The organism is Streptomyces milbemycinicus, from assembly GCF_002154605.1.
In the GTDB taxonomy this organism is placed as follows: Bacteria; Actinomycetota; Actinomycetes; order Streptomycetales; family Streptomycetaceae; genus Streptomyces; species Streptomyces milbemycinicus.
The window spans coordinates 1-9854 of the sequence record NZ_MUNE01000245.1; the positions used below are offsets into that span (position 1 = coordinate 1).

General features: G+C 72.3%; 7 protein-coding genes. 3 read left to right on the forward strand and 4 right to left on the reverse strand.

Annotated elements, in window-relative coordinates; translation table 11 throughout:
- From CCN51_RS20470 to CCN51_RS20480, 3 genes are all read left to right on the forward strand, one after another.
- The coding region (locus tag CCN51_RS20470; protein ID WP_143675856.1) for a CHAT domain-containing protein at positions 1-1222 on the forward strand (1222 nt) is incomplete at its 5' end.
- Positions 1219-1905 (forward strand): hypothetical protein, encoded by a 687-nt coding sequence (locus CCN51_RS20475; RefSeq protein ID WP_014177770.1) that lies wholly within the window; start codon positions 1219-1221, stop codon positions 1903-1905. The genes CCN51_RS20470 and CCN51_RS20475, both read left to right, overlap by 4 nt.
- A 26-nt stretch (positions 1906-1931) precedes the next feature.
- Positions 1932-2564 carry an RES family NAD+ phosphorylase gene (locus tag CCN51_RS20480; RefSeq protein WP_014177769.1) on the forward strand — a complete coding sequence of 211 codons (633 nt, stop codon included), beginning with the start codon at positions 1932-1934 and terminating at the stop codon, positions 2562-2564.
- 45 nt (positions 2565-2609) lie between these two features.
- On the opposite strand, the gene CCN51_RS55020 is transcribed toward CCN51_RS20480, so the two are convergent.
- The 4 genes from CCN51_RS55020 to CCN51_RS20500 form a co-directional block, all read right to left on the reverse strand.
- The gene (locus CCN51_RS55020; RefSeq protein ID WP_014177768.1) at positions 2610-2945 is read right to left on the reverse strand and encodes an FHA domain-containing protein; all 336 of its coding nucleotides are present in this window, start codon (positions 2943-2945) and stop codon (positions 2610-2612) included.
- A 212-nt stretch (positions 2946-3157) separates the two neighbouring features.
- A complete protein-coding gene (locus CCN51_RS20490) occupies positions 3158-5239 on the reverse strand; it encodes an AAA family ATPase (RefSeq protein ID WP_014177767.1) in 2082 nt (693 codons plus the stop codon).
- Entirely contained in the window at positions 5236-6897 is a 1662-nt protein-coding gene (locus tag CCN51_RS20495) for a hypothetical protein (protein ID WP_014177766.1), read from the reverse strand. Before CCN51_RS20495 ends, CCN51_RS20490 begins: the two co-directional genes overlap by 4 nt.
- Positions 6894-9401 (reverse strand): protein kinase domain-containing protein, encoded by a 2508-nt coding sequence (locus CCN51_RS20500; protein ID WP_014177765.1) that lies wholly within the window; start codon positions 9399-9401, stop codon positions 6894-6896. Before CCN51_RS20500 ends, CCN51_RS20495 begins: the two co-directional genes overlap by 4 nt.
- Between the last annotated feature and the right edge of the window lie 453 nt (positions 9402-9854).

Genomic DNA, 9854 nt, shown 5'->3' on the forward strand with positions numbered 1-9854 from the left:
GGGCGTCGGCGCCGACGCCCTGGTCTACCTGGTGCCCGGGCAGGGCGCGGCGGACGGTGTGGCCATCCTCGTACGGCGTACCGGGGAGCCAACGGTGCTGCCGCTGCCGGGGCTCGGCGCGCACGGCCGCGAGCCGTTGGAGCGGTATCTGGACGCGGGTGCGCGGCGTTCGGCGGTGCCTGCGGGCGACTTGGACGCGTACGACGAGGCCCATCGGCGGTGGGAGGCTGCGCTGGAGGGGCTGTGCGACTGGGCGGGGCCTGCCGTGTTCGGGCCGGTGCTGGGCGCGCTGGGGGTCCGTACGGCGGATGGGCCGGATGAGCAGGCCCCTGTCCGGCTTGTGCTCGTGCCATGCGGCAATCTCGGTGCGGTGCCCTGGCACGCGGCGCGGCTCCCTGCGCCGTCGGCGTACAGGTATGTGTGCGAGGGCGTGGTCGTGTCGTATGCCGCGTCCGGTGGGGAGTTTCTGCGGGCGGCGCGGCGTGGGCGGATGGCGGCCGGTGAGCGTGCGGTGCTGGTGGACGATCCCAGCGGGGATTTGATGTGGGCGCAGGACGAGGTGGCGGCTCTGCGGGCCGCGTACTATCCCGATGCTCTGTTGTACGGATGGCACGAGAACGCGTCCGAGGGGGATGGCGGTACGCCCGAGGATGTCCTCTCCCACCTCCCCGGCAGTCCATCGCCTGCCTCGTTGCTGCATCTTGTGGTGCATGGTCTGGCCGGGCTGCGGCCCACCGACTCGGCGCTGCATCTTGCCGAGGGTGCTCAGGGATCCGGTCGGCTGACGGTAACCCACATCCTTGACGTCCCCGTCGAGGATCAGTCCGTCGTCGGGCCGTTGGTCGTGCTCAGTGCCTGTGAGACGGACCTCAGCAGCCGTGATCACGACGAGGCGCTGACCCCGACGACGGCGTTGCTGGCGCGTGGGGCCACGGATGTGGTGGGTTCGCGGTGGAAGGTGTCCGACAGCGCGTCCGCCGCGCTGATGGTGGTCTTCCACCACCATCTGACCGTGATGGGGCTGGCGCCGCCGGATGCGTTGCGGGCCGCGCAGCTGTGGATGCTCGACCCCAACCGGCGCCCCGTACCCGGGCTGATGGACGAGTTGTTGGCGGAGACCGAGGGCAATGTGAGGGGGCTGGCCCAGGTCGTGTCCTGGGCCGGGTTCATTCACCAGGGCAACCCCGCGGCCCAGGCCGCCGTGGCGGGAGGACCGGCATGACCACCAACGATCTGATGGAACTGCTGCGCCGGCATCTGCCGGAGATCCGCGCCTCGCTCACCGCCACGCAGTTCGCCCGCTTCCAGGACAGCGTGCGACGGCTCGGGGAGGTCGGGGACGACGGGCGGGCCATGCGCCTCGCGCTGCGCGAGGTGCGGCTGTGTCTGCTGCCCCTGCCGCGCGAGAACGAACTGCGCAGGCGGCTGGACCAGTTCCGCTCGGCGGGTGCCGCCCCGGCGGCGGTTCTGCCGGACGCGGATCAACTGGACGAGCTGATACGGCTGCTGGAGTCGGTGGACTGGCCGACGCTCGACCCCGCGAGCGCCGAGATCGCCCGGGGGGTCAGACGGCGGCTGCTGACCGCTCCCGCGCGCGGTCCGGAAGAGCTCACGGGCGCCGCCGCCCAGGACCCGGCCAGGGCCGGGCTCATCCGGCTGACCGACCCCGAGCTGGGGGACCGCTACCCGGACTTCCAGTTCGATCCGGATACCGGCGAGCCCCACCCGGTCGTGCAGCGGATCAACAGGCTGCTGCTGTCCGACCAGGACCCCTGGGGCGCGGCGGACTGGTGGCTCGCCGGCAACTCCTGGCTGCGCGACACGCCCGCCGCCCTCGTCGGACGGGTGCCGGACGCGCTGCTGACCGAGGCCGCCGCCGCGTTGGTGGGGGACGGGCGATGGTAGAGCAGGCTCCCTACGAGGACGCGCGGATGAGCCCGACCCTGGTCGGTCTGGAAGCGGGCACCGAGCTGTGGCGGTGCCATGAAACGGCGTACTGCTGCACCGAGTTCAACCCGGTCACCGCACACTCACACTTCGGCGGCAGCCGCTTCGACGGCACGGCCGAGGACCCGTATCCGTATCTGTACGCGGCCCTGGAACCGACCACCACCCTGGCCGAGGTGCTGCTGCGCGACATGGAGTTCACCTGGCCGGCCGGGACGCGTCAGGTGCCGTGGGCGAAGGCCGCGATCCGCTCGCTCTCCAAGCTGCGGGTGACCGAAGACCTCACGCTGGTCCGGCTGGTCAAGGAGGAGGACCTGGCCGGGGTGTTCCAGAACTCCTGGCTGCTGGAGACCGACGGGCCGGGCTATGCGCAGACCCGCGCCTGGGCGCGGGAGATCCGGCGCCAGGCGCCAGAGGCCCAGGGGCTGCTGTGGGAGTCGCGGCGGCACCGGGACCGCCGGGCGCTGGTGCTGTTCGGCGACCGCTGCGGGGCGGAGCCGCTGAAGGCGGTGCCGGGCTACGCCCACAACCTGGGAACCTTCGAGGGGGCGAGCGTGGCCAACGAACTCCTGGCTCCGCTGCGGGCGGTCATCGTGCCGCCCGGCATGCGGATGTGAGCGCGCGGGGCGGCACGGGGGTTGCTGCCCCGCGCCGGGCCGGGGTCAGCTGGCTCCGGTTCCGGGCCCGTACAGCCGTACGGTGATGCTGATCCGCAGACCGAGCCGGAGCTGGTCGTCGTCGCGCAGCGGGGTGCGGACGCCCGGCATGAGCTTGGCGCCGTTGATGAAGGTGCCGTTGTGGCTGCCCTCGGGCGGCTCCTCGGCCCAGGCGCGCCCGTCCGGCTCCACCGTGATCGACACATGGCGGCGGGAGACCTTCGGCCGGTCGGCGAAGACGGCGGCGGTGTCCGGCGCCCAGTCCGGGTGACGGCCCAGGGTGAGCGGTGCGCCGGGGCCGTGGCTGAGCTCCAGACACGGATCGGAGCAGATCAGCAGCACATGGGTGCGCGTACTGCCGCAGGATGCGCAGCGGGGGTCCCGAGAGGGGACCTGGGCGCGGCATTTCCAGCAGGGCGCCGACCCCTCGACCCCGGGCGGCCAGGTGTCAACGGGGTCGAAGTGGGGGCCGGGGGGTGCGGCCTCCCACGAGGTTCGCGGCTCAAGGGGCTCATCGTCCCCGGGCTCGGGAACGCTCGCCCAGCCATCCCTGCTCACCGGCCGCCACCCCGTACCACCCGCAGGTCCAGGGCCACCGTCCCGTCCCCGGCCGGTCGTACGCCGGTGACGGTGACCACCGTGCCCGCCAGCTCCTCCTGGTCGAAGAGCGCGCGGGCCAGCGGGTTGATCAGATGGGTCTCCAGCAGCATGCCGATGCCCCGGCCGCCGTTGTCGACGTCGGCCGTGCAGTGGGCGGAGAGCGCCTGATGCGCATCGTCGGAGAGGCGCAGATGCACGCCCTGCTCCTCCCGTAGCACCCGCTGGATGTTGCCGACCTGCGAGTTGAAGATCTCGGCGGCCACCTTTGCGTCGATGTAGTCGAAGACCACCACATTGCCGCCGAGCCGGTTCATCAGCTCCGGGCGGCCGATCTCCTCGACGAAGTGTTCCTTGACGTTGGTCAGAATGATCTCTTCCAGCTGGTGGTACGGCATGCCCGGCTCGGCCACCCGCCCCTCGCGCCGGCCCTCGCCGGTCCGTTTCCTGACCCCGAGGTTGGAGGTGAAGATCAGCACGCATTCGCTGAAGTACGTGGTGACCCCCTGCCCATCCGTGAGCCTGCCGTCCTCCAGTACCTGAAGGAACTTGTCGAGCACGCCCTTGTCGGCCTTGTCGATCTCGTCGAACAGCACCACGCGGAAAGGGTCGTTGCGCACCGCCGTGGTCAGCTCGCCGCCCGCCTCGTAGCCCACGTATCCCGGTGGCGCGCCGAGCAGCCGGTCCACCGAGTGCGGGGCGGAGAACTCGCTCATGTCGAAGCGCAGACAGGCGTCCTCGGTGCCGAACAGCACCGTGGCCACCGACTTGGCCAGCTCCGTCTTGCCTGTTCCGGTCGGGCCCGCGAAGAAGAGCACACCGCGCGGGCGGCTGCCGGGGTGGGAGGCCTGGGCGCCGGAGAGGCCGAGGGCGGCGCGTTTGAGGATGTCCAGTGTCTTGCCGACCGCCTTCTCCTGGCCCTTGACCCGCGAGCGGATGTACGCCTCGCCCTTCCTGATCTGCTCGCGGACGTAATCGGCCTGCCAGGGGTTGTCCTTGACGCCGAGCTGGTAGATCCGTACGGCGTCCCGCATCTCGGCGAACGACAGTCCGCGGTCGAGGGCCATACGGGCGCTCTCCCGCATCGCGCGCAGCGTCAGCCCGGCGGTGGCCCGGGCGAAGGTGTCGACGTCGTGTTCGTCCGGCGGCCGTTCCCCGTCGAGTTGTTCCTTGTCGAACCGCACCTGCCCGTTCGCACCCTCGCCGCCGCCCCCGGAATTGGCGATGTGCTCCTCCGCGAGCAGCTGGGCCATGCGCCGCCTGCTGCCCAGGTCGGGCAGCGGGATGCCGATCGTACGGACCCGCTCGCTGCCGGCCACCAGCCAGGTGGGCAGGTCGCGTTCGCCGTCGGCGAGCCAGATCACGGGGTTGAACAGCCGCCGCCCGCTGTCCGGGTCCGGGATCGGCCGGGCGTCCTCGGCGAGTTTGAGGCAGTTGAGGAAGAAGTCCCGCTCCGGGTCGCTGAGCCGGGTGACATCGGTGGGGATACGGGCGGCGTAGTCGATCAGAAGCACCACGCGGTACGGGTGCTGCCGCTGGGGCGGCTCGGGGCGCGGACGGACCTCGGGCGTCTTCTTCGTCCGCTGCCCCTGCTGCTTCCAGCCGGTGACGATCGAGCGCAGGGTGCGTTCGGCCTCGGCCAGATGTGCCGGGGTGTCGGCGCGCTGGGTGCGGGCGGCGGCTCTGGGGGCGTCCCGGCCGTGCAGCAACTCGCGCACCTCCTGGGTCGCGGGGCCGGTCACGACGGTGAAGCCGTCCGCGATGTCGAAGCGGATCAGCGCCTCGTAGCCCTCCTGCCACAGGGCGTTCCACAGGACCTCGGTGAGGGTGTGGTGGGCGTCGTACTGCCGCTCCGCGCCGCCCTCGTCGGGGTTCTTGTCGTGGCGGACGAGGTGGACGTCCCGGATGCTGCCGTGCAGCACGTACTGGGAGTGGACGCTGAGGGTGCCGGCCAGTTCCTCGGCGAAGGCCGGGAGGACGCGCTCCCGGCGGCCGGCCGCCGGGGACGCGGGCGACGTTCCTGTCTCGATCGTGGTCATCGGCGCCGCTCCTGGTCGTTGTGGTCGCGGGCTTTGGGCGCGGTGCGGTCGTCACGGGCCGACCGGGTCTTGGTGGGCGGGGCTGCCTGCTCGGGCGGCTCCCCGAGGTCGAACTTCAGGCTGAGGCCCGCCTGTTTGGCCAGCCGCCGCAACTCCTCCAGGTGCTCGGAGGCCTCGGCGCAGCGCCGCTCGTCGAGGTCGCGGTCGGCGTCGGTCTCCTCGGCCGGGTCGCGTTCGCGGTGCATGGTGGCGACCTGGGCGGAGCCGTGCACATCCACGCTGACGCGGAGCCAGTGTTCATCGCCCCAGCCCGGCGGGGTCCAGTCGATCACCTGGACCGTTCCGGACGTGGAGTGCGTGATGGTCTCGGGCTCCCCGTGTTCGACCGCAGCGCGGATCACCTCCGCGGCGTACGCGCGCTCGTACGCGCCGACCCGCTCGCCGACGCGGGCCTCGACCCGGCGGCGCTCGGTGTCCGTCAGCGTGCTGCCCTTGTCCAGGACTCCCTCCAGAATCGCGATCTCCGCCGTGGCGTCCGGCAGCGGGCCGGGAATGTCGGGCGGGACGTTCCGGAGGAAGGCCAACTGCTGGGCCGCCCACTCCTCGTGCTCCCGCCGCTGCTCGGCATCAAGTGTCTTCTGCTCGGCGAAGTGGGCGGCCTGCCGCAGATGGAGCTTGGCCTTGGAGGGCCGCCGGGCGACGACCTCCGCCGCGCTGGCGATCTGCTCCTCCACGAGCCGGTAGTCCGCCGCGGATACGTGGTGCGGAAGCGTGGCCAGCAGTTCGGCGCCCCGCCGTACTACCTCGTCCTCGGTGAGCGCGCCCGCCGCCACGGTGGGCTGCGGTTGTGAGGCGGCGGTCGGCGTCTCGGCCTCGGTGGCTGCCTGCTCGTACTCCTCCAGCACCTGCTGACGCCGGGCGCGCAGCTTGGCGTGCCAGCCGTCGTCGCCGTCGGGGTGAGCCACGGACACCGGGCCGGCGGCGGCCTCCATCGTCGCCCGTGCATACGCGGCCTCGGCGCATCGGAGCCGGCGGTCGGTGTCGGCCAGCAGGCGCCACATCTGCTCCAGGCTCGCACCGTTCAGGTCCAGCAGCGGCGGCAGGTCGGGCGCGCCGGGCGGTCCGTCGGGGCCGGTGGGCACGGCGGACCGCCGGATCCGGGCGCGCAGTGAGTCAATACGGGCGTTGGCCCGGGCCGCGGCGAAGGCGGCGTCCTTCCAGCACGCGGCGGCCCGGCAGGCTTCCAGCTGCCGCTGCTCCAGCTCGGCCTGGTCCGCGGCGGCGCGGATGACGGCCTCCGAGAGCAGCTGCGCACCGGCCATGGCGGCACGGCCGACGAGCAGGGCCCCGCCGAGCGAGCTCAGGCCGATCAGGGCGGGCACCATCATGTCGTGCACCTGGTCCATGGCCGTGTCCACCGCGTGGTCGGTGGCGCTGTTGACGGCGTCGACGAAGTGCTGGCCGACTCCCGTGTCGATGTGGCCCGACAACCCGGTGTTCTGAGTGACGTCCTGCGGAACCCCGGTGTCCGGCACCGTGTTCGGGACGGCGTTCGGAAGGGTGCTGGGTTCCGAAATGAGGCTGAAATCCGGAGGGGGCTCCGACAAGAGATACGGGACCACGTCGTCGACGCTGGCGAGGGCTGCTGCTGAACTCATGTGACGTTCCCCGTTCGTGGCGTGGTGGCCGCCGTCCCCCGGCGGCCGGGGTGGGCCCGGTCGTCCCGGCCGCGCAACTCCGCGACGTAGCGCCGCCAGCCGCGCAGCCGGTGCCAGGTCCACCAGGCGAGCGCGGCCACGGTGGCCAGCGGCCACACCCAGGCGGCGTAGACGACGGTGAGCCACATCAGGCCGAGCGGCAGCAGGATCAGCAGGCCGCGGACCGGGAAGCGGGCGCCGGGGGTGCGTATGAAGCGGGCGGCGGGCAGCGCGCGGCGGATCAGCAGTCCGGCCAGGGAGCGGTTCGGGTGGTAGAAGGGGCTGCCGATGCGGTACGCCGCCCACAGCTCCAGCGCCGGGACGGCGGCGGCGGCCGGGAGGGCGAGCATCCAGGCAGTCAGCACGGTGCTCTGCGCGGCCCATCCCGCGAGGTCGCTCAGGCCGATCACGAGAATCCAGGGGCAGACCAGGACCATGGCCCCGCCGAGGGCCCAGCCGAGCGTGGGCAGCATGTCCGCTCTGCGCACCCACAGGGTGGCCACGTCCAGGTCGCGCTCGGTGCGCAGGGCGGCGCGCTGTTCGTCGATCCGGCCCTGCGCCTCGTCCGACTCCTGCGTGGCGTATCCGGCCAGCCACTCGGCCAGCTGGAGCCGCACCAGGTCGTCCGGGTCGCGCAGCAGCCGGTCGTACCAGGCCACCGGCTGCTCCAGCGCGGCCTGGGTGCGGGCGGTCCGGTCCCGGAGCCGCCGTCCCCGCGCCTCGGGGGCCGCGGCCTGCGACAGAAGCGCGGCGAGCCGGGTGCGGTCGAGCCGGGTGGCGGCGCGCACCTCGGCGCGCGCGGTGCGCAGCAGGGGCGACTCCGTGATCACTTGCTCGACGGTGTGCTCCCAGCGGGACCGGGCCGTCAGCCACCGCTGATGCACCTCGCCGAGCCCTTCACCGCCGGGCCGCCTCTCCAACAGCGGCAGGATGGTGTGGTCCTGAAGGTCCTCGACGACGGAGAGGGCGAACTCGTCGCCGCGCCCGGCCGCCCGCAGCAACTCCCCCAGCCCCGCGGGGTCGAGCGGCACCCCGCGGTAGGAGGTGTCGAGGGTGGGGCCGAGCCAGGAGATCAGGCGGACCAGTGTGGCGGGCCCCGGTTCGTCCTCCAGGAGGGCGAGCAGCGCGGCCAGTTCGTCGGCATCGTGGCCCGGCCTGTTCTCGAACTGGCGCAGCCAGCGGGTGAACTCCCCGCGGGTGCGCCGTCGGGCCAGGGTGTGCCGGGCCTGCCGCCAGTTGTCGCTGAACGCCCTGGCCAGCTGCTTCGGCCGGGTGTACTGCTCGCCGAGGAACGCGAACGGCTCGATGCCCGGGTCCTCGGCCGGGTCCGATGCGCCGGGGGCGGTGCCCTCCTCCCAGGGGGCGATCGGTGGTGTGCCGCCCACCAGCCACTGCGCCACCTCGTCGGTGCCCCAGCGGTGCTCGGGGTCGCGGGTGAGCAGCCCCTTGCAGAGCAGCTGCAGCCGGGCGTCGGTGACCAGGACCAGGTCCGGGGCGCGGGAGCTGATCTCCTCCCGGACGAAGTCGTTGTCGGTGAACGGGACGGGGTGCCGGCCGCCGGCCATCTCGGCCACGATCATCCCGAGCGACCACCAGTCGGCGGGCGGGTGGATGAGCTGGTTGCGCAGCGACGCCTGCGGGGACATGTAGAGCGCGGTGCCGACCCAGCGCTCGTTGCGGGTGTAGCGCTCGGTGGGCTCGTAGGCGGAGACGGCGAAGTCGACGAGGGCGAGGTCCGGGGCGTTCGGGGCGTCCGGGTCGAGGCTGCCGAGCACGACATTGGCCGGGCTGAGGTCCCGGTGCACGATGTTCAGCTCGTGCAGGGTGGTGAGGGCTTCGTGCAGCTGCCGTACGACGCGCTGGATGAGCCCGGGGTCGACGGGGCCCGGGTTGTCCCTGAGATATCGCGCCAGGTCGGTCTCGCCGTAGGACGGGGCCAGGTCGTACGGATGGCCGTCCGCCCCGGTGTCGTCGGTCTCGGTGAACTGGGTGAGGTGGCGGCGCGGGCGGTCGCGCAGCAGCTCCCACACCGTGCGGTCCGGGCCGTGTCCGTGGTGGTACCACTTGAGGATGTGGGTGCCGCGGTCGTCCTCGACGCGGTAGACGGCCGCCTGGTACGGATGCTCGGGGCGGCGCAGCACGGCCCGCAGCCGGAACCGGTCGCGCAGCGAGAGCGGCAGCAGGGCGGTGTCCCCGCGCAGGTCGCGTCCCCCGTGCGCGACCTGCGCGGGACCCGTCCCGGGGACCTCGGCCTCGGTGGGCGCCGCGGCCGCGGCCGCGGCGGCCGGCGAGGGCGCCGAGGCGGTCGGCGAGGGCGACGGAGGTGGTGGCTCCTCGTGTTCGGTGGGCGGGGGTCCGGCGCCGTATTCCTGGTATTCGTCCGGCGTGCGGTGTTCCTCGCCGGGGGCGGGTTCCTCTTGCTCTTCGTATTCCGTGGCGGGCGGGTCCTCGAGGGGCTGGGTCATATCGGTCACCTCATGTGTGGGCGGGTGTGGTCTCCGTCGATCAAGAAAGTCATGGCCTCGGAATTCGGAAATGCGTTCCCAAATTCGCCGACCCGGCGAGCTGGTATGGTCGGCGGTGGCCGAGAAGACGGCCTGCGTGAGTCAACCGCGTGAGGTGCTGACCACCGGCTCGCCGGTACAACACCTGCGGCAGCCCGCTGAACGGCGGGCCTCTGCTCACCGAATTCCGGACACGCCCCGAGCAACCCCGGATGAGACACCGCAAGGTGACCACACCGGAGCGCCCGGACCAGCCGAACCGGATGCAGTCCGTGCCTCCTACGGGAATTACGGATCAAGTCTTAGCCTGGTGACCATGAGTCAGGAGACATGGCCGTCAGATCTGCCTGCATACGATCAACTCCTGAACGAACTGAAAGACATCCGCAGGCCGGGCCTGGCCGACCTGCGCAG